Source organism: Streptomyces sp. NPDC053076, assembly GCF_044546845.1.
GTDB lineage: Bacteria > Actinomycetota > Actinomycetes > Streptomycetales > Streptomycetaceae > Streptomyces.
In genome coordinates, this window is record NZ_JBITZL010000004.1 from 180,940 (window position 1) to 203,877 (window position 22,938).

At 70.6% G+C, this 22,938-nt stretch carries 24 protein-coding genes and 5 tRNA genes; 10 read left to right on the forward strand and 19 right to left on the reverse strand.

All coding sequences use genetic code 11. The annotated features are described in order from the left end of the window. Positions 1-53 precede the first annotated feature (53 nt). Together thiD and ACIGYR_RS18255 are read right to left on the reverse strand one after the other, a co-directional pair. The gene (thiD, locus tag ACIGYR_RS18250; RefSeq protein WP_391847199.1) at positions 54-863 is read right to left on the reverse strand and encodes a bifunctional hydroxymethylpyrimidine kinase/phosphomethylpyrimidine kinase; all 810 of its coding nucleotides are present in this window, start codon (positions 861-863) and stop codon (positions 54-56) included. Beyond that, the gene (locus tag ACIGYR_RS18255; protein ID WP_391847197.1) at positions 860-1,825 is read right to left on the reverse strand and encodes a thiamine-phosphate kinase; all 966 of its coding nucleotides are present in this window, start codon (positions 1,823-1,825) and stop codon (positions 860-862) included. The genes thiD and ACIGYR_RS18255 overlap by 4 nt, the downstream gene beginning before the upstream one ends. Before the next feature lie 268 nt (positions 1,826-2,093). Between ACIGYR_RS18255 and ACIGYR_RS18260 the strand changes: the two genes are divergently transcribed. Beyond that, on the forward strand, positions 2,094-2,327 hold the full coding sequence (locus tag ACIGYR_RS18260) for an Lrp/AsnC family transcriptional regulator (protein ID WP_391847195.1): 234 nt from the start codon (positions 2,094-2,096) through the stop codon (positions 2,325-2,327). A gap of 20 nt (positions 2,328-2,347) precedes the next feature. Continuing rightward, positions 2,348-2,869: a DUF3515 domain-containing protein gene (locus tag ACIGYR_RS18265; RefSeq protein ID WP_391847193.1), complete on the forward strand. Its 522-nt coding sequence runs from the start codon at positions 2,348-2,350 to the stop codon at positions 2,867-2,869. A gap of 12 nt (positions 2,870-2,881) precedes the next feature. On the opposite strand, the gene ACIGYR_RS18270 is transcribed toward ACIGYR_RS18265, so the two are convergent. The 3 genes from ACIGYR_RS18270 to ACIGYR_RS18280 form a co-directional block, all read right to left on the reverse strand. Continuing rightward, positions 2,882-4,039 carry a D-alanine--D-alanine ligase family protein gene (locus ACIGYR_RS18270; protein WP_399598296.1) on the reverse strand — a complete coding sequence of 386 codons (1,158 nt, stop codon included), beginning with the start codon at positions 4,037-4,039 and terminating at the stop codon, positions 2,882-2,884. Between the two features lie 126 nt (positions 4,040-4,165). Continuing rightward, positions 4,166-5,176: an NAD(P)H-dependent glycerol-3-phosphate dehydrogenase gene (locus ACIGYR_RS18275; RefSeq protein WP_391847189.1), complete on the reverse strand. Its 1,011-nt coding sequence runs from the start codon at positions 5,174-5,176 to the stop codon at positions 4,166-4,168. Beyond that, positions 5,173-5,943 (reverse strand): lysophospholipid acyltransferase family protein, encoded by a 771-nt coding sequence (locus ACIGYR_RS18280; protein ID WP_399598294.1) that lies wholly within the window; start codon positions 5,941-5,943, stop codon positions 5,173-5,175. The genes ACIGYR_RS18275 and ACIGYR_RS18280 overlap by 4 nt, the downstream gene beginning before the upstream one ends. 198 nt (positions 5,944-6,141) lie before the next feature. On the opposite strand from ACIGYR_RS18280, the gene cofC reads away from it, so the two are divergent. Together cofC and ACIGYR_RS18290 are read left to right on the forward strand one after the other, a co-directional pair. Then, entirely contained in the window at positions 6,142-6,777 is a 636-nt protein-coding gene (gene cofC / locus ACIGYR_RS18285; protein WP_399598292.1) for a 2-phospho-L-lactate guanylyltransferase, read from the forward strand. Positions 6,778-6,887: 110 nt separating this feature from the next. Next, entirely contained in the window at positions 6,888-7,091 is a 204-nt protein-coding gene (locus ACIGYR_RS18290) for a hypothetical protein (RefSeq protein WP_161294781.1), read from the forward strand. A 71-nt stretch (positions 7,092-7,162) separates the two neighbouring features. On the opposite strand, the gene ACIGYR_RS18295 is transcribed toward ACIGYR_RS18290, so the two are convergent. The 4 genes from ACIGYR_RS18295 to leuC form a co-directional block, all read right to left on the reverse strand. Next, the gene (locus ACIGYR_RS18295) at positions 7,163-7,825 is read right to left on the reverse strand and encodes an HU family DNA-binding protein (protein ID WP_391847183.1); all 663 of its coding nucleotides are present in this window, start codon (positions 7,823-7,825) and stop codon (positions 7,163-7,165) included. Positions 7,826-7,961: 136 nt separating this feature from the next. Beyond that, positions 7,962-8,192 (reverse strand): hypothetical protein, encoded by a 231-nt coding sequence (locus ACIGYR_RS18300; RefSeq protein ID WP_391847181.1) that lies wholly within the window; start codon positions 8,190-8,192, stop codon positions 7,962-7,964. 275 nt (positions 8,193-8,467) lie between these two features. Then, positions 8,468-9,061, reverse strand: coding sequence for a 3-isopropylmalate dehydratase small subunit (leuD, locus tag ACIGYR_RS18305; RefSeq protein WP_391847179.1), 594 nt, complete (start codon positions 9,059-9,061; stop codon positions 8,468-8,470). A gap of 6 nt (positions 9,062-9,067) precedes the next feature. After that, complete coding sequence (gene leuC, locus ACIGYR_RS18310) at positions 9,068-10,498, reverse strand: 3-isopropylmalate dehydratase large subunit (protein ID WP_399598287.1); 1,431 nt, start codon at positions 10,496-10,498, stop codon at positions 9,068-9,070. A gap of 208 nt (positions 10,499-10,706) precedes the next feature. Here leuC and ndgR point away from each other — a divergent pair, with 208 nt between their 5' ends. Next, entirely contained in the window at positions 10,707-11,423 is a 717-nt protein-coding gene (gene ndgR / locus ACIGYR_RS18315) for an IclR family transcriptional regulator NdgR (protein ID WP_009320373.1), read from the forward strand. Between the two features lie 122 nt (positions 11,424-11,545). On the opposite strand, the gene ACIGYR_RS18320 is transcribed toward ndgR, so the two are convergent. Continuing rightward, on the reverse strand, positions 11,546-12,031 hold the full coding sequence (locus tag ACIGYR_RS18320) for a DUF4188 domain-containing protein (protein ID WP_399598285.1): 486 nt from the start codon (positions 12,029-12,031) through the stop codon (positions 11,546-11,548). A gap of 101 nt (positions 12,032-12,132) precedes the next feature. Here ACIGYR_RS18320 and ACIGYR_RS18325 point away from each other — a divergent pair, with 101 nt between their 5' ends. Next, positions 12,133-12,780 carry a MerR family transcriptional regulator gene (locus ACIGYR_RS18325; protein ID WP_391847172.1) on the forward strand — a complete coding sequence of 216 codons (648 nt, stop codon included), beginning with the start codon at positions 12,133-12,135 and terminating at the stop codon, positions 12,778-12,780. 49 nt (positions 12,781-12,829) lie between these two features. On the opposite strand, the gene ACIGYR_RS18330 is transcribed toward ACIGYR_RS18325, so the two are convergent. From ACIGYR_RS18330 to ACIGYR_RS18370, 9 genes are all read right to left on the reverse strand, one after another. Beyond that, positions 12,830-12,902, reverse strand: a tRNA-Glu gene (locus ACIGYR_RS18330). 28 nt (positions 12,903-12,930) lie between these two features. Further along, positions 12,931-13,002 (reverse strand) — tRNA-Gln (locus ACIGYR_RS18335). Between the two features lie 21 nt (positions 13,003-13,023). Continuing rightward, positions 13,024-13,096, reverse strand: a tRNA-Glu gene (locus ACIGYR_RS18340). 62 nt (positions 13,097-13,158) lie between these two features. Further along, a tRNA-Glu gene (locus ACIGYR_RS18345) sits at positions 13,159-13,231 on the reverse strand. A gap of 21 nt (positions 13,232-13,252) precedes the next feature. Next, a tRNA-Gln gene (locus ACIGYR_RS18350) sits at positions 13,253-13,324 on the reverse strand. Positions 13,325-13,413: 89 nt separating this feature from the next. After that, positions 13,414-14,145, reverse strand: a complete 732-nt coding sequence (locus tag ACIGYR_RS18355) for an HAD family hydrolase (RefSeq protein WP_391847170.1) — start codon at positions 14,143-14,145, stop codon at positions 13,414-13,416. 134 nt (positions 14,146-14,279) lie between these two features. Further along, entirely contained in the window at positions 14,280-15,764 is a 1,485-nt protein-coding gene (gene gltX, locus ACIGYR_RS18360; RefSeq protein ID WP_399598281.1) for a glutamate--tRNA ligase, read from the reverse strand. Further along, positions 15,757-16,542 (reverse strand): fumarylacetoacetate hydrolase family protein, encoded by a 786-nt coding sequence (locus ACIGYR_RS18365; RefSeq protein ID WP_391847166.1) that lies wholly within the window; start codon positions 16,540-16,542, stop codon positions 15,757-15,759. The genes gltX and ACIGYR_RS18365 overlap by 8 nt, the downstream gene beginning before the upstream one ends. Positions 16,543-16,764: 222 nt before the next feature. After that, positions 16,765-16,959: a hypothetical protein gene (locus ACIGYR_RS18370; protein WP_391847164.1), complete on the reverse strand. Its 195-nt coding sequence runs from the start codon at positions 16,957-16,959 to the stop codon at positions 16,765-16,767. 569 nt (positions 16,960-17,528) lie between these two features. On the opposite strand from ACIGYR_RS18370, the gene ACIGYR_RS18375 reads away from it, so the two are divergent. The 4 genes from ACIGYR_RS18375 (at position 17,529) to ACIGYR_RS18390 (ending at position 22,890) form a co-directional block, all read left to right on the forward strand. After that, complete coding sequence (locus tag ACIGYR_RS18375; protein WP_399598277.1) at positions 17,529-21,401, forward strand: nitrate- and nitrite sensing domain-containing protein; 3,873 nt, start codon at positions 17,529-17,531, stop codon at positions 21,399-21,401. A gap of 9 nt (positions 21,402-21,410) precedes the next feature. After that, entirely contained in the window at positions 21,411-21,824 is a 414-nt protein-coding gene (locus ACIGYR_RS18380) for a roadblock/LC7 domain-containing protein (RefSeq protein ID WP_030346561.1), read from the forward strand. Positions 21,825-21,935: 111 nt separating this feature from the next. After that, complete coding sequence (locus ACIGYR_RS18385; RefSeq protein ID WP_009190816.1) at positions 21,936-22,334, forward strand: DUF742 domain-containing protein; 399 nt, start codon at positions 21,936-21,938, stop codon at positions 22,332-22,334. Continuing rightward, entirely contained in the window at positions 22,315-22,890 is a 576-nt protein-coding gene (locus tag ACIGYR_RS18390) for an ATP/GTP-binding protein (protein WP_391847160.1), read from the forward strand. The genes ACIGYR_RS18385 and ACIGYR_RS18390 overlap by 20 nt, the downstream gene beginning before the upstream one ends. Positions 22,891-22,938 lie beyond the last annotated feature (48 nt).

Genomic DNA, 22,938 nt, shown 5'->3' on the forward strand with positions numbered 1-22,938 from the left:
GGCCGTGTTCTCCAAGCGGCTGACGGAGACGGCGGCGACGACAGCCACCGGGCTCAGGGGGTATCCCGCCTGAGCGCCCAGCCGTGGTCCACGGGCCCGATGCCGGCACCCAGGGCGAACCCGGCGGCGATCGCGCCGGTGACGTACTCCTTGGCGGCGGTGACCGCCTCCGGTACGGAGCGCCCCTTCGCCAGGCCGCAGGCGATCGCGGAGGCGAGGGTGCAGCCGGTGCCGTGGGTGTGCCGGTTGTCGTGGCGGGGGGCCCTGAGCAGGAGTTCCTCGGAGCCGTCGGTGAGCAGGTCCACGGCCTCCCCGGACAGATGGCCGCCCTTGATCAGCACCCACCGCGGCCCGTACGCCAGCACGGCCGCCGCGGCCCGCCGCAGGTCGCCCTCGGACTCGACGCGCACTCCGGTGAGTTGGGTCACCTCGTCGAGGTTCGGGGTGGCCACGGTGGCCACGGGCAGCAGCCTGGTCCGTACGGAGTCCAGTGCGGATGCGGCCAGCAGCGCGTCGCCGTGCTTGGAGACGCCCACCGGGTCCACCACGGCCGGTGCGTCCGTGCCGGAGATCAACTCGGCGACCGTCTCGACCAGTTCGGCGGAGGACAGCATGCCGGTCTTCACGGCCTGGACGCCGATGTCGTCGACCACGCTGCGGTACTGGGCCCGGACCGCGTCCACGGGCAGTTCCCAGGCGCCCTGGACGCCCACCGAGTTCTGCGCGGTCACCGCGGTGAGCACGCTCATGCCGTGCACGCCGAGCGCGAGCATCGTCTTCAGGTCGGCCTGGATGCCGGCGCCGCCGCCGGAGTCCGAGCCGGCCACCGTCAGTACGCGGGGAGGCACCTGCGCAGCGCTCATGACTCGATGTCCCCGAAGTGGTCCCAGCCGCCCTTGCTGGTCCAGGGCGCCCCGTCGACCGTGACCTGGGGCAGCGCGGACGGGTTGAGGACCTCGCCGATGACCTTCCATCGGGCCGGGAGCTTGGTGTCGGACGGGAAGGTCGCGACGATCGCGTGGTCCTCTCCCCCGGTCAGCACCCACTGGAGCGGGTCCACGCCGACGGCCTGTCCGATGTCGTTCATCTGCGTGGGGATGTCGATCGCGCCGGAGCGGATGTCGATCCGGACCTTGCTGGCCTCGGCGATGTGCCCGAGGTCGGCGATCAGACCGTCGCTCACGTCGCACATCGCGGTGGCGCCGAGCCCGGCGGCGGCCGGGCCCGCGTGGTACGGCGGCTCGGGGCGCCGGTGGGCCTCCACGAAGGCGCGCGGCGAGCGGAAGCCGCGGGCGAGCACCGCGTACCCGGCCGCGGACCAGCCCAGCCAGCCGGTGACGGCCACGAGGTCGCCGGGCTGGGCACCCGCGCGCGTGACGGGTTCCTGGTTGCGCAGGTCGCCGAGCGCGGTGATCGACACCATGATCGTGTCGCCGCGTACGACGTCCCCGCCGACCACGGAGGCGCCGGCGACCTGGCACTCGTCGCGCAGGCCGTCCATCAGCTCGGTGGGCCAGGCGACCGGCAGTTCGGCCGGGACGACCAGGCCGAGCAGCAGGGCGGTCGGTACGGCGCCCATCGCGGCGATGTCCGCGAGGTTCTGCGCGGCGGCCTTGCGGCCGACGTCGTAGGCCGTGGACCAGTCACGGCGGAAGTGCCGGCCCTCCAGCAGGATGTCGGTGCTCGCCACCACCCGGCGGTCGGGCGCGGCGACCACCGCGGCGTCGTCGCCGGGGCCGACCCGGACCGCCGGGGTGGTGGTGAGACGGGAGGTGAGCTCCCTGATGAGCCCGAACTCCCCGAGCTCACCAACAGTGCCCTTCATGGTCCCTTGCTCCCCTTCTCTGCCTTACGGTGCCCAGTCGCGCGTCATCAGTGTCCCCGATACGGTCGAGGTGTCTGTCGTCGCGGTCGGGACGACCGTTCACACGGCCGTCCCGGCCGTCGATACGGTCGGGTTGCCGTCAACGTCCGTGGTGCCTGCACCCTGGCGCGCAAGCCCGGTTCCCGCAGGTCTCCCCGCGGGGAGCGGCGACGCGATACCGTGGCGTTCCTTTTCCCCACATGATCCTCGTGGCCGCTCTGGAGGTTCCGTGGTACAGGCATACATCCTGATCCAGACCGAGGTCGGCAAGGCGTCGACCGTCGCCGAGACGATCGGCAAGATCCCTGGAGTGCTCCAGGCCGAGGACGTGACAGGTCCGTACGACGTCATCGTGCGCGCCCAGGCGGAGACGGTCGACGACCTCGGCCGCATGGTGGTCGCGAAGGTCCAGCAGGTGGACGGCATCACGCGCACCCTGACCTGTCCGGTCGTGCATCTGTAGCCCCCGTCTACGCTTGGCCGGTGAACTTCTTCCGTCACCGGCCTCTCGGCCTGCTCGCACCGGCCCTGCTCCTCGCGGTCGCGGGCTGCTCCACGGCAGACGACAGCGACGCCGTGGCGGTTCCCACCCCCGACGGGAAGACCGCCCCGCTCTGCCGGGACCTGGACCGGGTGCTGCCGCGCAAGGTGGACGGGCAGAGCCGCAAGGACCCCGAACCCCGGTCCGCCTACACGGCGGGCTGGGGAAGCCCGGCGATCATACTGCGCTGCGGCATCGTCCGGCCGCCGAAGATGGTCGATCCGGCCGTGGCGCAGGGCAAGGACCCCGACGCGATCGGCGGCGGGGTCAACGGCGTGGAGTGGCTGATGGAGAAGGAGGGCGACGGGACATGGCGGTTCACCACGTCCGGTCGCCTCGCCTATGTGCAGGTGACGCTGGCGAAGAAGCTGTCCGGGCCGGACGACAGCGCCCAGGTGCTGATGGATCTCGCCGCCGCCGTCAAGAAGGCGATCCCGACCGGGGTCGCCTCCATGCGGCACTGACCCGGTGCGGGGTCAGCGCAGGCCCGTCGAGCGGCGCAGCGCGGCCTGCACCAGGCGGTCGACCAGCTCGGGGTAGCTGATCCCGCTCGCCTCCCACATCTTCGGGTACATGGAGATCGGGGTGAAGCCGGGCATGGTGTTGATCTCGTTGATCACGAACTCGCCGTCCTCGGTGAGGAAGAAGTCCGCGCGGACCAGGCCCTCGCAGGAGGCCGCGTCGAACGCCTCGACCGCGAGCCTGCGCACCTCGGCGGTCAGCTCCTCGGTGAGCGGGGCCGGGACGACGCCGGGCGTGGAGTCGATGTACTTGGCCTCGAAGTCGTAGTACGCGTGCGCGTCCGGCGGCGGGATCTCGGCCGGGACGGAGGCGCGCGGCCCGTCCTCGAACTCCAGGACGCCGCACTCGATCTCGCGGCCCCGCAGCGCCGCCTCGACCAGGATCTTCGGGTCGTGCGACTGGGCCTCGGCGATCGCCTCGTCCAGGCCGGACAGGTCGTCGACCTTGGTGATGCCGATCGACGAACCCGCGCGCGCCGGCTTCACGAACAGCGGCCAGCCGTGCTCGCCAGCGAAGTCGACGATCTTCTTGCGGGCGGCGGCCTCGTCCCGTGCCCACTCGCGGGGCCGGATCACCACGTAGGGGCCGACCTTGAGCCCGAAGGAGGTGAAGATCCGCTTCATGTACTCCTTGTCCTGGCCGACGGCCGAGGCGAGCACGCCCGCACCCACGTACGGCACCCCGGACAGCTCCAGCAGACCCTGCAGGGTGCCGTCCTCGCCGTAGGGACCGTGCAGCACCGGGAAGACCACGTCGACCTCGCCGAGCGCCTTGGGCACGGAGCCGGACTCGCTGTAGACGACCTCGCGGTTGGCCGGGTCGACGGGGAGCACCACGCCGCCCTCGTGCGACTCCGCCAGCTCCGCCACGCTGGGCGTACGGCGGTCGGTGATCGCCATCCGCTCCGGCTCGTCGGCCGTCAGCGCCCAGCGGCCGTCCGTGGTGATGCCGATCGGCAGGACGTCGTACTTCGTCCGGTCGATGGCCTTGAGGACGGCGCCGGCGGTGACCACGGAGATCCCGTGTTCGGAGCTGCGCCCGCCGAACACGACGGCCACGCGCGGCTTGCGCGACGGCTGCTCAGGGCTGTGGGGAAGGTTCTCGGTGCTCATATCGCGTTGAGAGTACCCGGAGGCAGCGCCCAAGTCAGCGCGCGCTCCCGGGCCGTCGCTCAGCGTCGCGCGGACGGTCGCACAGCGTTGCGCGGCAGGCCCGGGACGGGCCCTCGTGTGCGGGTTTCAGCGCCGCTCGGGCTTGGCGCTGCGCGCCATCAGCTCCTTGAGCGCGACGACCGGCGACTTGCCTTCGTGCACGATGCCGACGACCGTCTCGGTGATGGGCATGTCGACGCCGTGCCGGCGGGCCAGATCGAGCACGGACTCGCAGGACTTGACGCCCTCGGCGGTCTGCCGGGTGACCGCGATGGTCTCCTCCAGGGTCATGCCCTTGCCGAGGTTGGTGCCGAAGGTGTGGTTGCGGGACAGCGGCGAGGAGCAGGTCGCCACCAGGTCGCCCAGGCCCGCGAGTCCGGAGAAGGTCAGCGGGTCGGCGCCCATCGCGAGGCCGAGCCGGGTGGTCTCGGCGAGGCCCCGGGTGATGAGCGAGCCCTTGGCGTTGTCGCCGAGTCCCATGCCGTCGGCGATGCCGACCGCGAGCCCGATGACGTTCTTGACCGCGCCCGCGAGTTCGCAGCCCACCACGTCGGTGTTGGTGTAGGGCCGGAAGTACGGCGTGTGGCAGGCGGCCTGGAGCCGCTGGGCAACCCGTTCGTCGGTGCAGGCCACGACGGCGAGGGCGGGCATGCGGGCGGCGATCTCGCGGGCCAGGTTGGGTCCCGTGACCACGGCGACCCGGTCGGCGCCGACCTTGGCGACGTCCTCGATGACCTCGCTCATCCGCATGGTGGAGCCGAGTTCGACGCCCTTCATCAGGGAGACCAGGACGGTGTCCGGCGCGAGCAGCGGGGTCCACTCGGCGAGGTTGGCGCGCAGCGTCTGGGAGGGCACCGCGAGGACCGTGAAGTCCGCGTCGCGCAGCGCCTCGGCCGCGTCCGCGGTGGCGCGCAGGTTCTCCGGGAGTTCCACGCCGGGCAGGTAGTCGGGGTTGGTCCGGGTGGAGTTGACCGCCTCGGCCAGCTCCGGGCGGCGGGCCCACAGGGTCACGTCACAGCCGGCGTCGGCGAGCACCATGCCGAAGGCGGTGCCCCACGAACCGGTACCCATGACGGCCGCCCGCACGGGCTTGCTCACTTGCTCCGCCCTTCCGCTTGGCTGCCCTGTGTCTGTGCCTGGGTGCGGCGCCGCTGCTCGATCCGCTCGCGGCGCGGGTCGTACGGCGTCTCGGGCGCCTTCTCGCCGCGGATGTCCTCCAGCCGGCGGGTGATGGCCGCCATGATGACCTCGGTGGCCTCCTTCAGCACGTCCGGGGTCATCTCCCGGTCGTAGAACCGGGAGAGGTCCACGGGCGGGCCCGCCAGCACGTGGTGGGTCTTGCGCGGGAAGAGGCTGGGCTTCCTGGCGTACGGCGGCAGCAGTTCGTTGGCGCCCCACTGGGCGACCGGGATGACCGGGCACTTGGTCTGCAGGGCGACCCGGGCGGCGCCGGTCTTGCCGGTCATGGGCCAGCCGTTCGGGTCGCGGGTCAGGGTGCCCTCGGGGTAGAAGGCCACGCACTCGCCGCGTTCCACGGCGTCGATCGCGGCCCGGAAGGCGCTGAGCGCGTCCGTGGACTCGCGATAGACGGGGATCTGCCCGGTGCCACGCATGGCGGCGCCGACGAATCCCTTCTTGAAAAGCCCGCTCTTCGCCAGGAATCGGGGGACCCGTCCGGTGTTGTACTGATAGTGCGCGTACGCGAAGGGGTCCACGTGGGAATTGTGGTTCACCACGGTGATAAACCCGCCCTCGGCCGGAATATGCTCCATTCCACGCCAGTCCCGCTTGACCAGAACCACCAGCGGCGGTTTGCAGAGCACCGCGGCGAAGCGGTACCAGAAGCCGATTCTGCGGCGGGGCACAAGGACACCTTCCTCTAGGACTGCCACCCCGGCGGGGGCCGCACAAGTGTGGCCCCGGGCCGCCGGTCTGTCGAGAACACCGTACGCCCGCCCGTCATCCGCCCCCACCCTCGCAAGGCGCTGCGCGCACCTGCCGTTACCCACGGCCGCGGACGGCCCGGGTGACAATGAGCGGGACGAGAGAGGGACGGTACGCCGGTGCAGTGGACCTTGGTCATCCCCCTGAAACCCCTGACGCAGGCGAAGAGCAGGCTCGCGGACACCGCCGGTGACGGGGTGCGCCCGGGGCTGGCGCTGGCGTTCGCGCAGGACACGGTGGGCGCGGCGCTGGCCTGCGCGGCGGTGTCCGATGTGGCGGTCGTCACGGACGACGAGCTGGCCGGCCGGGAGCTGGCGGCCCTGGGTGCGCGCATCGTCCCGGACGCCCCCGGCGGCGGCCTGAACGCCGCCTTGGCCCATGGCGCCGCCGTCGTAAGGGAAATCCGCCCCGGCGCTCCCGTCGCGGCCCTGAACGCCGATCTGCCGGCACTGCGTCCGGAGGAACTCCACAGGGTGCTGACCGCTGCCGCGGAATTCCCGCGGGCGTTTCTCGCGGACGCGGCGGAGTGGGGTACGACTTTGCTGGCGGCGGCCGGTGATCGCGCATTGCGGCCGGCCTTCGGTAGGGATTCCCGTTCCCGGCACCGGGCCTCCGGCGCGGTGGAACTCCTGCTCACGGGGGTCGATTCGGTACGACAGGACGTGGACACCGGTGCCGACTTGCGGGCGGCGCTGGCCCTGGGGGTGGGGCGGTACACGGCCGCGGCGTCGGCGGGATTGCTCGAAGCGCGCTGAGCGACGCCCCGGAGGGCTGCGGGGAGCCGCGCGAACGGTCCGGCCGGGGCTGCGGCCGGTGCCGGAGAGCGGGCCCGGCAACGAACCTGCGCAGGCACTACGCTGGCCCCATGCAGGCCACCGCATACACGTACGACCCGGAAACCCGCAGCGGGCAGGTGCTCCTCGACGACGGGACCCCCGTGCCCTTCGGCACCGCGGCGTTCGACGCGGGCGGGCTGCGACTGCTCCGGCCCGGCCAGCGCGTGCGGATCGAGACCGAGGGTGCCGGGACCGGCCTGCGGATCACCCTCGTAACCCTTCAAACCCTTTAACTGCCCTTACACACGCCGCGGGCCGGGCTCCCTCGGGGAGTCCGGCCCGGCGCGTGACTGCTCCGGCGGCCTTACGACGTCGCCTTGCGGGCGGTGGTCTTCTTGGCGGTGGTCTTGCGGGCCGTCGACTTCTTGGCCGGGGCCTTCTTGGCGGTGACCTTCTTCGCCGGCGCCTTCTTGGCCGTCGCCTTCTTGGCGGTGGTCTTCTTCGCCGCGGTGGTCTTGGCGGTCGCCGTGGTCTTCTTGGCCGGCGTCGCCTTCTTGGCGGTGGTCTTCTTCGCGGCGGCGGCGGCCGTCGTCTTCTTCGCCGGCGTCGCCTTCTTGGCGGTGGTCTTCTTCGCGGCGGCGGCCTTGGTGGTCCTCTTCGCGGCGGCCTTCTTGACCGTCGCCGCGGCACCGCCGGTCAGGCTGCCCTTGGGCGCCTTCTTGACCGAGACCTCGCCGCCGCGCGGCAGCTTCTTCGAGCCGCTCACCAGGTCCTTGAAGCCCTGACCGGCACGGAAGCGCGGCACGGAGGTCTTCTTGACCCGAACCCGCTCGCCCGTCTGGGGATTGCGGGCGTAACGGGCGGGGCGGTCCACCTTCTCGAAGGACCCGAAGCCGGTGACCGAGACCCGCTCGCCCGCGACGACCGCGCGGACGATGGCGTCCAGGACATGATCGACAGCATCGGCGGCCTGCTGGCGGCCACCCATCTTGTCGGCAATCGCTTCTACGAGCTGCGCCTTGTTCACGTCTTCCCCTTCGGAGACCTCGCCAGAACGAAAGTGTTCAAGCTTTTTCGCACGTTAGGCAGATATATACCGCAAATCAAACACGAAACGGGCCTATCACCCTTGTGCCGCAACAGACTCGGTGGTCTCGGGCTGTTCAGTGGTCCTCGTCGGGGATCCGACCCTCGTCGAGGTCCGCGTTGAACCGCTCGAGCCGCCTTGCCGCAGCGGCCGGATCGTGCTTGGCCGCGGCCGTAATGACCAGCAGCTTCCGGGTCAGCGCCATCCGTACGCCCTCCGGGACTTGCAGTGCGCGCACTTTTGCGTGCGCTTCCTTGAGCTGGTTCGCGACCGCCGTATAGAGCTGGAGTTGGCCGTCGTGTTCCATGCACAGATTGTGCCATCTGGGGCGAGTTGTCGCCTGCGCAGGGGGCAACTGCCGCCTCAAATGGCCTTCCAGGCACTTGCGGAGACCGCGAACACAGCACTCACTTACCCGAACAACATCCTTCGTAACATGGGAAGTTGAGGGCTCCCGCGCAGGACAGCAGGTCCGTTCGGGTGCAGACATGGCTGTACCCCCAATCGTGGCGACCGGGGGTACAGACGGGGTGTTGAGGTGGCCGAAACCCGACCCGCTCGGGGGGCCGGGCTCCTGCCGGGTCAGACCTGGAGCGTCCGCGGCTTGTAAGCGGGCCGCTTGCCTTCGTAGGCGGCGATGTCGGCCTCGTCCCGGAGCGTGATGGAGATGTCGTCCAGGCCGTTCAGCAGCCGCCAGCGGGAGTTCTCGTCCAGCTCGAAGGAGGCGGTGATCCCCTCGGCGCGCACCTCACGCGCCTCAAGGTCCACAGTGACCTCAGCGGTGGGGTCCTGCTCGGTCAGCTCCGACAGCGCGTCCACGATGCTCTGGTCCAGGACCACCGTGAGCAGGCCGTTCTTCAGCGAGTTGCCGCGGAAGATGTCGGCGAAGCGGGAGGAGATCACGGCCTTGAAGCCGTAGTTCTGCAACGCCCAGACGGCGTGCTCGCGGGAGGAGCCGGTGCCGAAGTCGGGGCCGGCGACCAGGACGGACGCGCCCTGCCGCTCGGGCCGGTTGAGGATGAAGGAGTCGTCCTTGCGCCAGGCTTCGAACAGCCCGTCCTCGAACCCGTCGCGGGTGACCTTCTTGAGCCAGTGAGCAGGGATGATCTGGTCGGTGTCGACGTTGCTGCGGCGCAGCGGCACGGCCCGGCCGGTGTGGGTGGTGAAGGCTTCCATGGCTGATCAGACTCCAGCGGGCGTACGGGGTGCGACGTCGGACAGGTCGGCGGGCGAGCCGAGGTGGCCCAGGACGGCGGTGGCCGCCGCGACCTGCGGCGACACCAGGTGGGTTCGGCCACCCTTGCCCTGCCGGCCCTCGAAGTTGCGGTTGGAGGTGGAGGCGGAGCGCTCGCCCGGGGCCAGCTGGTCGGGGTTCATGCCCAGGCACATCGAGCAGCCCGCGTGCCGCCATTCGGCGCCGGCCTCCTTGAAGACCACGTCCAGACCCTCGGAGACGGCCTGCAGACCGACCCGGGCGGAGCCGGGGACGACCAGCATCCGTACACCGTCGGCGACTTTGCGGTCCCGCAGGATGTCGGCGGCGGCGCGCAGGTCCTCGATGCGGCCGTTGGTGCACGAGCCTACGAAGACGGTGTCCACGTTGATGGAGCGCAGCGGCTGGCCGGCCGCCAACCCCATGTACTCCAGGGCCTTTTCCGCGGCCATGCGCTCCGATGCGTCTTCGTACGAAGCCGGGTCGGGGACGGACGCCGAAAGGGGTGCGCCCTGGCCGGGGTTGGTGCCCCAAGTGACGAACGGCGACAGCTCGTCGGCCTCGATGACGACCTCGGCGTCGAAGACGGCGTCCTCGTCGGTCCTCAGGGTCTTCCAGTACGCGACGGCGGCGTCCCAGTCGGCGCCCTCCGGGGCGTGCGGGCGGCCCTTGAGGTAGTCGAAGGTGGTCTCATCGGGAGCGATCATGCCCGCGCGGGCGCCGGCCTCGATCGACATGTTGCAGATGGTCATCCGGGCCTCCATCGAGAGCTTCTCGATGGCGGACCCGCGGTACTCCAGGATGTAGCCCTGGCCGCCGCCGGTACCGATCTTCGCGATGATCGCCAGGATCAGGTCCTTCGCGGTGACGCCCTCGGGCAGCTCGCCCTCGACCGTGATCGCCATGGTCTTCGGGCGGGCCAGCGGCAGCGTCTGGGTGGCCAGCACGTGCTCCACCTGGGAGGTGCCGATACCGAACGCCAGCGCGCCGAAGGCACCGTGCGTGGAGGTGTGCGAGTCACCGCAGACGACGGTCGTGCCGGGCTGGGTCAGCCCCAGCTGCGGGCCGACGACGTGCACGACGCCCTGCTCGACATCGCCCAGCGGGTGCAGGCGCACCCCGAACTCGGCGCAGTTCTTGCGCAGCGTCTCCAGCTGGGCGCGGGAGACCGGGTCGGCGATGGGCTTGTCGATGTCGAGGGTGGGGGTGTTGTGATCCTCGGTCGCGATGGTGAGGTCGAGGCGGCGGACCTGGCGGCCGTTCTTGCGCAGACCGTCGAAGGCCTGGGGGCTGGTCACCTCGTGCAGCAGGTGCAGATCGATGTAGAGGAGGTCGGGCTCGCCCTCGGCGCGCCGGACGACATGGTCGTCCCAGACCTTCTCCGCGAGTGTCCTACCCATCGCTTTCCCTCCGGCCGGCAAACGTCCACCGGCCCAACTAGAGATCTTGAGGAAGCGGAGACTGCCCAATAGAGGGGCCCCTGAAGTCGTGATTCCGGGCGTCCACCGCCGGGCCCGTTGGTCTGCGGGCCGCTGTCTGATTCCAGGGTGGCGCTTTCCACGGAAAATTGAACTTGCGTTTCACAGAGTGAGACGTGAGTATCGTTGCATGGACAACAGTAGCGGCGTCGGCGTTCTGGACAAGGCGGCCCTCGTCCTGAGCGCTCTGGAGTCCGGTCCGGCCACCCTCGCGGGTCTGGTCGGGGCCACCGGACTGGCACGACCCACGGCCCACCGCCTGGCCGTGGCTTTGGAACACCACCGCATGGTGGCACGCGACATGCAGGGCCGGTTCATCCTCGGCCCGCGGCTCGCGGAGCTCGCGGCGGCGGCGGGCGAGGACCGCCTGCTCGCGACGGCGGGCCCCGTGCTGACCCACCTCCGCGATGTCACCGGCGAGAGCGCACAGCTCTACCGGCGCCAGGGTGACATGCGGATCTGCGTGGCCGCGGCGGAGCGCCTGTCCGGCCTGCGGGACACGGTCCCGGTCGGTTCCACGCTCACGATGAAGGCGGGCTCCTCGGCTCAGATCCTGATGGCCTGGGAGGAGCCGGAGCGCCTGCACCGCGGTCTCCAGGGCGCCCGCTTCACGGCGACGGCCCTGTCCGGAGTGCGGCGGCGCGGCTGGGCGCAGTCGATCGGCGAGCGCGAGCCGGGCGTCGCGTCCGTCTCCGCGCCCGTGCGCGGTCCCTCCAACCGCGTGGTGGCCGCCGTGTCCGTCTCCGGCCCCATCGAGCGCCTGACCCGTCACCCGGGCCGCATGCACGCCCAGGCGGTCATCGACGCGGCGGCCCGCCTCTCGGAGGCCCTGCGCCGCTCGGGCTGAGCCCGCCGCGAAGAACGCCGAGGAGGGCCTGCCCCAACGCCGCGGCAGGCCCTTTTTCGTGCTCCCGGCACCGGGGCGACGGCTCAAGGCGCGGTCCTGCGGATCGGCGCCGGGCCGGGCCGTCAGGAGGCGCGCAGGCGGTCGGCCGCCCGGTCGCCCCGGCGGCCGACCGGAACGACCCCCGTGGCCTCCGCCAGCCCGTAGGCGGGCATGTTCATGTAGATCGACTCGTGCCGGCCGGCCGGTACGACGTACGTCTCGTGCCAGAAGCCCACCTTGCCCCTCCCCTCCCGGAGCCGTCGGTTGAAGGCCGCCCAGGCCGGGCGGTGGTGGCGGTCCGGCGCGGAGGCGTAGGCGAGGAGCTTCTCCTCCGACTCCCAGTACTGCACGATGTAGAACTCCCGCATGCCGCCCCGCAGCATCTTGCAGCCGAGCAGCCCGCTGTCCGGGTCGCGGCGGAGTTCGGCGAGCATCGGTCCCATCGCCTTCGCGACCGGCCACCAACTGCTCACGGCCGCGAAGCTGTTGACGCGCATCCCGATGAGGAAGACGACGACGCCACCTTCGTGCGCGGCGGTCATGCGCCCCTCGACGATCTTGTCTCCCATGAGATCCCCCAGCCTCCAGGTGCTCGGATAGTGGCACTATCCATGCTTGGATAGTGCCACTTCCCAATGGCGGGCGCAAGCAGGAGAGGAACACGCACGGAATGCGACTTGCGGAGCTGAGTGCACGCAGCGGGGTCTCCACGGCCACGATCAAGTACTACCTGCGCGAAGGGTTGCTGCACCCCGGGCACCGGGTCACGGCCACCCAGGCCGAGTACGACGAGGAGCACCTGCGCCGGCTGCGGCTGGTGCGGGCGCTCATCCAGGTGGGACGGATCCCGGTGAACTCGGCCCGTGAGGTGCTCGCCGCCCTTCAGGAGGAGGGACTCGGCCGCAACAGGCGCCTGGGCACGGCGGTGTGGGCGCTGCCGCACGGCCCGGCGCCCGACGACCGCGACCCGGCCACCGCCACCGCCCGGCGCACCGCCGACGAGCTGCTCGAACGCCTCGGCTGGCGCTACGGAGGCGCGGCTTCGGACACCCCGGCCGCACCGCCGTACGAGATGCTGGTGACCGCGATCGCCGCGCTCGCCCGGCTCGGATACCCGTGCGATGCGGCCGATTTGGAGCCGTACGCCCGCGCCATGGAGCGGATCGCCGTCGAGGACCTGGATCTGGTGGAGCGCTACGCACCGGACGAGCAGGTGGAGGCGGCCGTGGCGCTGACCGTCCTGTACGAGCCGGTGCTGCTCGGGCTGCGCCGGCTGGCGCAGGCCGAGGAGTCGCGCCGACGCTTCGAGGGGAAGTGACCCCGGACACGCGAAAGGGCCCTCCCGAGGGAGGGCCCTTTCGACTGCGTACCCCCGACCGGATTCGAACCGGCGCTACCGCCTTGAGAGGGCGGCGTGCTAGGCCGCTACACAACGGGGGCCTGGACTCTGCGTTTCCGCAGGTCCGAGCTGGTCTACCTGGACTCGAACCAAGACTAACTGAACCAGAATCAGTCGTGCTGCCAATTACACCATAGACCAATGATGGTTTAGACCAATCAGTACCCCCGACCGGATTCGAACCGGCGCTACCGCCTTGAGAGGGCGGCGTGCTAGGCCGCTACACAACGGGGGCCCTAGCGATCCTGCATCGGTGGCAACGGGTGCGACCCGGATTGCCTCCGCGGGAAGGATCAGTACCCCCGACCGGATTCGAACCGGCGCTACTGCCTTGAGAGGGCAGCGTGCTAGGCCGCTACACAACGGGGGCTTTGCAGATAAGCTCTGCGAGCTGGCCTACCTGGACTCGAACCAAGACTAACTGAACCAGAATCAGTCGTGCTGCCAATTACACCATAGGCCACTGGAACTCAAGCCCCTAAGGGTTCTCGTTCTAGCTTGCTCCTCGGGTCTTGGGCCTTCCGGCCTGCTCCCCTCGGCGCAGGAAGAACATTACCCGAATGTGGACGGGGCTCCAAAACGGGTATCGGCGCGCAGGAGCGCCGGTAGTTCGGCGAGGGTCGAGATCCGGTGGGCCACGAGCTCCCCGGCGCCCCGAGCGCAGACCGTGCCGCGGTCGATCCACACCGACAGCAGCCCGGCCTCGGCGGCACCCCGCCCGTCGATCTCCGGGTGGTCCCCGACGTACGCCACCTCGTGCGGGGGCAGCCGCAGCGCCTCGCAGACCGCCAGGAAGGCACCCGGATCCGGCTTGGAGACGCCCAGCTCGGCGGCGCACAGCACCGCCTCGAAGCGGTCGAGGAGGCCGAGGGTGCGCAGCTTGTGCTCCTGGACCCTGATGCTGGAGTTGGAGAGCACGGCGTGCCGGTGGCCGGCCGCGAGGACGTCCAGGGCGGGCAGGACGTCCGGGAAGAGGCTCCAGGCGGCCTCGTAGTGGACCAGATAGCGCTGGAACCACGCGTCGGCCTCGTCGTCGGCCAGTTCCCGGCCCAGGAAGACGCGGGTGCGGTCGCGGCGCTGTGTGAGGAAGTCGACCTCGCCGGAGGCGAACCGGGCCCACTGGGCCTCGGTGATCTCCCGCCAGCGCAGCAGGGCCCGCTCCACGCCGTCGTGCGCGCGGAGCAGGCCCTCGGCCAGGAGATGGGCCCGCATGCCCGCCCGGTCCGCGGTCGTGTAGTCGAAGAGGGTGTCGTCGACGTCCCAGACCACGGCTCTGATCGTCATGCCACCGACGGTACCCGCCGAACGGCCGGCACGCGGGGCGCCTGCCGGTCGACGTAGCTACGCACGGTGCCCGTGACGAACACACGAGGGGCGGCACCCGGGGTTCCGGATGCCGCCCCTCACGCTCGGGTCGGTCACGCGTTCAGCTTCGCCAGCGCCGCGTCGATCCGGGCCAGGGTCCGCTCCTTGCCGAGGATCTCCAGGGACTCGAAGAGCGGCAGGCCGACGGTGCGGCCGGTGACGGCCACCCGGACCGGGGCCTGCGCCTTGCCGAGCTTGAGGCCGTGGGCCTCGCCGGCGGCCAGGACGGCCTCCTTGAGGGACTCGGCCGAGGTCCAGTCGGCCGCCTCCAGGTTCTGGCGGGCGGTGTGGAGCAGGGCGTCGGAGCCCTCCTTCATCGCCTTGTTCCACGAAGCCTCGTCGAAGACCGGCTCCGGCAGGAACAGGAAGTCGACGTTGTCGGTGATCTCGGACAGGACCTTCAGGCGGGTCTGGGCGTGCGGGGCGATCGCCTCCCACTTCGCCGCGTCGAAGTCCTCCGGCGCCCAGGGGGCGAACGGCGCCTGCAGCCACGGGCGGCAGCGCTCGGTGAACTCCTTCACCTCCAGCATGCGGATGTGGTCGCCGTTGATCGCCTCGCACTTCTTCAGGTCGAAGCGCGCCGGGTTGGGGTTCACGTCGGAGATGTCGAAGGCCGCGACCATCTCGTCGATCGTGAAGATGTCCTGGTCCGCGGAGAGCGACCAGCCCAGCAGCGAAAGGTAGTTGAGCAGGCCCTCGGGGAGGAAGCCCCGCTCGCGGTAGAGGTTGAGCGACGACTGCGGGTCTCGCTTGGAGAGCTTCTTGTTGCCCTCGCCCATGACGTACGGCAGGTGGCCGAAGGCCGGGATCTGCTGGGCGATGCCCAGGTCCATGAGCGCCTTGTACAGCGCGATCTGGCGCGGGGTGGAGGAGAGCAGGTCCTCGCCGCGCAGGACGTGGGTGATCTCCATCAGGGCGTCGTCGACCGGGTTGACCAGCGTGTACAGCGGGGCGCCGTTCGCGCGGACGATGCCGTAGTCGGGCACGTTCTCCGGCGTGAAGGTCAGCTCGCCGCGGACCAGGTCGGTGAAGGTGATGGTCTCGTCCGGCATGCGGAAGCGGACGATCGGGGTGCGGCCCTGCGCCATGTACTCCTCGACCTGCTCGGCGGTCAGGTCGCGGCAGTGGCCGTCGTAGCCGGACGGCTTGCCGGCGGCACGGGCGGCCTCGCGGCGGGTGTCCAGCTCCTCCTGGGAGCAGTAGCAGCGGTAGGCGTGGCCGCCGTCGAGGAGCTTCTGCGCGACGTCGGCGTAGATGTCCATGCGCTGCGACTGCCGGTAGGGCGTGTGCGGGCCGCCGACCTCGGGGCCCTCGTCCCAGTCGAAACCGAGCCAGCGCATCGCGTCGAGCAGCTGGTTGTACGACTCCTCGGAGTCGCGGGCCGCGTCGGTGTCCTCGATACGGAAGACCAGGGTGCCCTGGTGGTGCCGGGCGAACGCCCAGTTGAACAGGGCGGTGCGGACCAGGCCCACATGGGGGTTACCGGTGGGCGAGGGGCAGAAACGGACGCGTACGGGGGAGCCGGGTGCGCTAGCCACGCTTGACAACCTTGTTGGTGAGAGTGCCGATGCCTTCGATGGTGACGGCGACCTCGTCGCCGACGTTCAGGGGGCCGACCCCCGCGGGGGTACCCGTGAGGACGACGTCGCCGGGGAGCAGCGTCATGGCCTCGGAGATGTTGACGATCAGGTCCTCGATGGGGTGGATCATCTCGCTCGTGCGGCCCAGTTGGCGCTGTTCGCCGTTGACGGTGAGCTGGACGGTCAGGTCGTTCGCGCGGGCGAGGTCCAGGTCCGTCTCCACCCAGGGACCGAGCGGGCAGGAAGTGTCGAAGCCCTTGGCCCGGGCCCACTGCTTCTCCTGCTTCTGCACATCGCGGGCGGTGACGTCGTTGGCGCAGGTGTAACCGAAGACCACGTCCTTGACCCGGTCGCGCGGGACCTCCCGGCACATGCGGCCGATGACGACGGCCAGCTCGGCCTCGTGGTGCAGTTCCCGGGAGAACGAGGGGTACTGGATGTCGTCGCCGGGGCCGATCACGGAGGTGGACGGCTTGAAGAAGGCGAACGGCGCCTCGGGCACCTCGTTGCCCAGCTCGCGCGCGTGGTCGGCGTAGTTGCGGCCGAACGCCACGACCTTGTTGGGCAGCACCGGCGGGAGCAGCCGGACCTTGCTCAGCGGCACCTTCGTACCGGACAGCTCGTAGTCCGCGAACGGGATGCCCTTGATGATGTCGAGGACGAGTTCGTCCTGCTTGTCGCCTTCGACCGCGCCGAAGGCGACGTTCCCGTCGATGGAGAACCTGGCGATGCGCACGGGATCCTTGCGCCCCTCACTGAGAACCGGCGTATTGACACCCCAGGCTATCGGAGCTATCCGACGTCAATCGCTTCTGGGGGCATTGCCGCAGGTCAGAGGCGGGTCAGTGGAGCGCCCTCAGTCACCGTCCCCGACAGGACGGGCTTCGCCGGGGAAATACGAGAGCGCGGCCGGAAGGACCGTCGGTGATCCTCGCGACCGCGCCCGGCGGAACCGTCGTCACTCGCCGGCCGCGACACCCGCGCCGGCCGGGACCTCCATGAGGACGGTGCGCCTGGGGTTGGCCGTCTGGGCGGGCAGGTCGACGGGGTGCTCCGGCAGCTCGGGCGTGCGCAGCTCGCCGGCGTCATCGAGGTGCACCAGGGTCGTGCGGCGCGGGTTGGCTATCGTGCGGAACATCATCGTCGTCTTCACCGTTGTCGTCCTGTGGCCTCTGTGTCGGGTGGGTTGGCAGAGTCGTCCCTGTTGTAAAGCGTCAGGCTAAACATCCGATTCCCCGACGAAGACACCAACTGCTCATGAGATGCGTGTGAGTTTGCTCACGAACTCACGGGCAAACCGGTCAATTCCGGCCGACAACCCGCCCTAACGAAACGGACATTGACCCCCTGAAGCCACCATTCCGCTCCTGATCATGGCGACTGGGACACGTGACACCGAGCGACGACTCGCAGGCGTATGCCCGTTATCGGCCGAAACAGGTTCCACGGCTGGTAATCCGTCACTCACTCGCCGTCACGGAGGTCACAGCTCGGTCCACTGCCCTTGTTGGAGATCCTGCACTGTGCTGGAATTCCACGGACCGCCGCAGGATCGAGCCGGCGCGCAGGGGCGCTCACAGCGCCGAGCGGCGGCAAGATAGGGGGGAACCAGCGCCGGTCACTCAAGACCACCGGGGGGCGTATTCAGGGCGCTCTCCAAACGCCGACACCGTGTCCCTCCGTTCCAGCGGGGGGGCGCCTGGTCCAGAGGTTGCGACGCTAGTGCAGGGACGTTTCAAGAGGGATGGCAGCGCTTCGGCGGAGCCGGAGCCGCACGACGGGACTGGCCCGATGAAAGGCAGCTCCTCGCCCCAGCACGCCCAGAACCCGGGCCCGGCCGGGGACGGTGGTGAGCGCGGCGGGCGTTCCGGCGCGCCGGCCTCGTCGGCATCCACGACAGCCGCACCCTCGGGCAGCCCCGCCCCGACGGTGAAGCCCGCACAGGCCGCCACCAGCACCGGTTCGCGGCTGGCCCTGCGCAACTGGCGCATCTCCACCCGCCTGGTGTCGCTGCTGGCGCTGCCCGTGGTCGCGGCCACCTCGCTGGGCGCGCTGCGTATCAACCAGAACATGGACGACATCCAGCAGCTCGACAACATGAAGCTGCTGACGGAGATGACCAAGCAGGCCACCGAGCTGGCCATGGCGCTCCAGGACGAGCGCGACCAGTCCGCCGGCCCGCTGGCGCACGGCGGTCTCAAGACGAACGACTACCAGGTCAAGGCCTACCAGCAGAAGACCGACCGGGCTCGCGACAACTTCCTCGACTCCTCCGAGCAGATCGACGCGGCGAGCAAGGAGGGCAACCTCCAGGGCGTCCGCGACGCGCTCGTCGGTCTCGCCAACCAGCTGGACGACCTGTCCCGGATCCGCCAGAAGGCGTACACGTCCAAGGACAACTCCACCCAGACGGTCGAGTCCTACCACCGGCTCATCAGCCAGCTGATCGGCCTCTCCCAGGACATGGCCGAGGCGTCCAGCAACCCGGAGATGATCTCCCGCACCCGCGCCCTGGCGGCCTTCTCCACCGCCAAGGAGTACGCCTCCGTGCAGCGCGCCGTGATCGCGGCCGCGCTGCCCGCGACCACCGACACCAAGGGCGACCTCTCCGAGAACGACCGCCTCTACGGCCAGTCGGCGTACGAGAGCGAAGGCTCCGAGCTGGCGATCTTCCGGAAGATCTACGCCGACCAGAACGCCGAGGAACTGCTCAAGCCGATCGACGAGGGCAACCCGACGATCGAGTCCGCCGACACCTACGCCAAGCGCTCCTTCGAGTCCCCGGACGGCTTGCAGCAGCAGCCGACGCGGTCCTACAAGGACTGGGTGGACGACAGCTCGACCAAGATCGAGCAGATGAAGAAGATCGAGCACACGCTCCTGGAGGAGATGGAGCAGAAGGCGCGCGAGCTGAAGAGCGCCACCCAGCGTGACGCCATCATCTCCGGTGCGCTGATCCTGCTCGTGCTCGGTGTCTCGCTGGTCGGCGCGTTCGTCGTCGCCCGGTCCATGATCCGCTCGCTGCGCCGGCTCCAGGACACCGCGACCAAGGTCGCCCAGGACCGCCTGCCCGAGCTGGTCAAGCATCTGTCGGAGTCCGACCCGCAGGACGTCGACACCTCCGTCGAGTCCGTCGGTGTGCACTCCCGGGACGAGATCGGCCAGGTGGCCGCGGCCTTCGACGACGTGCACCGTGAGGCGGTCCGCCTCGCCGCCGAGCAGGCCCTGCTGCGGGGCAACGTCAACGCGATGTTCACCAACCTCTCGCGCCGCTCCCAGGGCCTGATCCAGCGCCAGCTGTCGCTGATCTCCGAGCTGGAGTCCCGCGAGGCGGACCCGGACCAGCTGTCCTCGCTGTTCAAGCTCGACCACCTCGCCACCCGTATGCGCCGTAACGGTGAGAACCTCCTGGTCCTCGCCGGTGAAGAGCCCGGCCGCCGCTGGACCCGCCCGGTCCCGCTGGTCGACGTGCTCCGCGCCGCCGCGTCCGAGGTGGAGCAGTACGAGCGCATCGAACTGGCCGCCGTGCCCACCACCGAAGTGGCCGGCCGGGTCGTCAACGACCTCGTGCACCTGCTCGCCGAGCTGCTGGAGAACGCGACCTCGTTCTCCTCGCCGCAGACCAAGGTCAAGGTCACCGGTCACGCGCTGCCCGACGGCCGCGTGCTGATCGAGATCCACGACACCGGTATCGGCCTCTCCCCCGAGGACCTCGCGGCGATCAACGAGCGGCTCGCCTCGCCGCCCACCGTGGACGTCTCCGTCTCCCGCCGCATGGGCCTCTTCGTGGTCGGCCGGCTGTCGCAGCGCCACGGCATCCGCATCCAGCTGCGCCCGTCCGACTCCGGTGGTACGACCGCTCTGGTCATGCTGCCCGTGGACGTCGCGCAGGGCGGCAGGAAGCCCGCTCCGGGCAAGCCCGGCGCGCCCTCGACCGGTGGTCCCGCCGCCGCGCAGGCCGCCGCGGGTGCCGCCGCGGCCCGGCGCCAGAACGGCAACAACGGCGGCGGCGCGGCCGGTGGCGGTCTCCTCGGTGGCGGTCCCGCCCCGCGCGGCCAGGTCGGCTCCGGCCAGGGCGGTCACCGGGCCGCGCTGCCCGGTACGGGCCCGGGCGGCCGTCCGGGTACGCCGGGCGGAGCGCGCGGTCCCCAGGGCGGTCCCGGTTCCCCGCAGCAGGGCCGGCCCGCGCCCGCGGGTTCCGGTGCGGGCGGCTTCGGCGGTCAGGCACCGGGTGCCCCGCAGAACCTGCAGACCGCCAACCCGAGCGGACCGCAGCAGGACTTGTTCGGCGGTCGTGGCCAAAAGCGCCCCGGTGCTCCCGCGGACCAGGGCCGGGGCCGCCAGCCTCAGCTGCCGCCGCGCGGTGGCCCGCGCGCCGAACTGCCCGGCGGTGAGGCGCAGTCGCGCACCCCGGGCTGGAGCGACTCCCAGGCCCCGGTGTCCCGCGCCTCGCTGGACACGCCGCGCGGTCACGACGAGCAGGACCCGACGCGGACCGCGCGCATGCCGCGTGTGGACGACCGGCAGGGTCCGGGTTCGACCGCGGAGATACCTCGGATCGACGCCCAGGGTCAGGCCACGACGGGTGAGTTCCAGCGCCCCGAGCTGCCCGGCCCGGGCGGCTCCGCCCAGCAGACCGGCCAGTACGCGCGTCCCGACAACAGCCAGCAGACCGGCCAGTACGCGCGCCCTGACAACGCCCAGCAGACCGGCCAGTACGGGCGCCCCGACAACAGCCAGCAGACCGGCCAGTACGCGCGCCCCGACAACGCCCAGCAGCCGGGCCGCTTCGACGGTCCCGGCGCGCAGCAGGACACCGGGTCGTTCGTCCGCTCCGACGTGTTCGGCACGCCGGCCGCCGGGCGGCCGGACAGCGGCGCCCAGAACACGGGCCAGTTCCCGGCCCCGCAGGCTCCGCAGGCGTACGACGGCGGCTCCACCGGGCAGCACGCCCTGCCCGGCCGCCAGAACCCCGGCCAGACCGGGCAGTTCGAGCGCCCGCAGCCGGCCGGCCAGAACGACTTCGGCGCCTCGCGTCCGCAGGTTCCGGCCCCCCAGCAGCGTCCGGTGCGCTCAGAGCCGCACAACGGGGGCGCCGCGCAGCGGCCCGATGACGGCCGGGGGCCGGGTGACGGGTGGGCGCTTCCGCCGGCCAGCGGCCCGGGCGACGGCCGTACCCCGCTGTACGACACGCTGGAGACCAACTGGTTCCACGGTCAGCAGCAGGAGGGCGCACCCGCGCCGCAGCAGCCGCAGGCTCAGCAGCCCGCGTCCGCTGCGCAGCGGCCCGCGTCGAACACCGGCTCCTGGCGCACCTCGCCGAACGACGAACTCGTCCGGCAGGCCGAGCGTGTCCGGCAGCCCGCCGCGGGGGGAATCACCACCTCCGGCCTGCCGCGCCGCGTACCCCGGGCGAACCTCGTGCCCGGCACGGCTCAGCAGCAACAGCACCAAGCCGGTCCGCAGGTCTCGCGTGCGCCTGATGACGTACGCGGCCGGCTGACCAATCTTCGTCGGGGCATCGCTCAGGGCCGTCAGGCCGGCAGCGGCCAGACCGGCAGCTTCCCGAGCCCCACTCACCAGCAGGAGCATTAGTTGAGTCCGATGAGCCAGGCGGCACAGAACCTGAACTGGTTGATCACCAATTTCGTGGACAACACCCCCGGGGTGTCGCACACGGTGGTGGTCTCCGCCGACGGCCTTCTGCTGGCGATGTCCGAAGGTTTCCCACGGGACCGCGCCGACCAGTTGGCGGCCGTCGCGTCCGGACTGACCTCCCTGACGGCCGGGGCGTCCCGGATCTTCGAGGGCGGCACGGTGGCGCAGACGGTCGTCGAGATGGAGCGCGGGTTCCTCTTCCTCATGTCCATCTCGGACGGGTCGTCCCTCGCGGTCCTGGCCCATCCCGATGCGGACATCGGCCTCGTCGGCTACGAGATGGCACTGCTCGTCGACCGCGCGGGTGCGGTACTCACCCCGGATCTGCGCGCCGAACTCCAGGGAAGTCTGCTTCACTGACCTCCCCCGGCACCACCCACCTCACCAAAACACCGTCCGGCCGCCACAATCCCCCCACCGGCCCCGTCAGACGGCTTGACTGACCGACTTGCTGTCCCGCCCGGAGGATTCATGACCCCGCCCACCGCCCATCATGATCCGTACGCGGAGCCGTACGGGGATGAGGGCGATCAGCCGCTGGTGAGGCCGTACGCCATGACCGGCGGTCGGACCCGGCCTCGCTACCAGCTCGCCATAGAGGCGCTGATCAGCACCACGGCCGACCCGGCAGCGCTCATGGGGCTGCTCCCGGAGCACCAGCGCATCTGCCACCTGTGCCGGGAGGTCAAGTCGGTCGCGGAGGTCTCCGCGCTGCTGGCCATGCCGCTCGGGGTGGCCCGGATCCTGGTCGCCGACCTCGCCGAGGCCGGCCTGGTCGCCATCCACCAGCCTGGTGGCGACGAGAACAACGGCGGCGCTCCGGATGTGACGCTGCTCGAAAGGGTGCTCAGTGGACTTCGCAAGCTCTGACGGGGGCCGGGCCACCACCTCCGCGAAGATCGTGGTGGCGGGCGGCTTCGGCGTGGGCAAGACCACGTTCGTCGGCGCCGTCTCGGAGATCAACCCGCTGCGCACAGAGGCCGTCATGACGTCCGCTTCGGCCGGCATCGACGACCTCACCCACACCGGAGACAAGACCACCACCACGGTGGCCATGGACTTCGGCCGTATCACCCTGGACCAGGACCTGATCCTGTACCTGTTCGGCACCCCCGGCCAGGACCGCTTCTGGTTCATGTGGGACGACCTGGTCCGCGGCGCCATCGGCGCCGTCGTCCTGGTCGACACCCGCCGCCTCGCCGACTGCTTCCCCGCCGTCGACTACTTCGAGAACAGCGGCCTGCCCTTCGTCATCGCCCTCAACGGCTTCGACGGCCAGCAGCCCTACAACCCCGACGAGGTCCGCGAAGCACTCCAGATCGGACCCGACACCCCGATCATCACCACCGACGCCCGCCACCGCGCGGACGCCAAGAGTGCCCTGATCACGCTGGTGGAGCACGCCCTGATGGCACGCTTGAAGTAGCACTCAAATGCGACAGGACCTACGGCAGTTGTCGTAGAGGGATCGGAG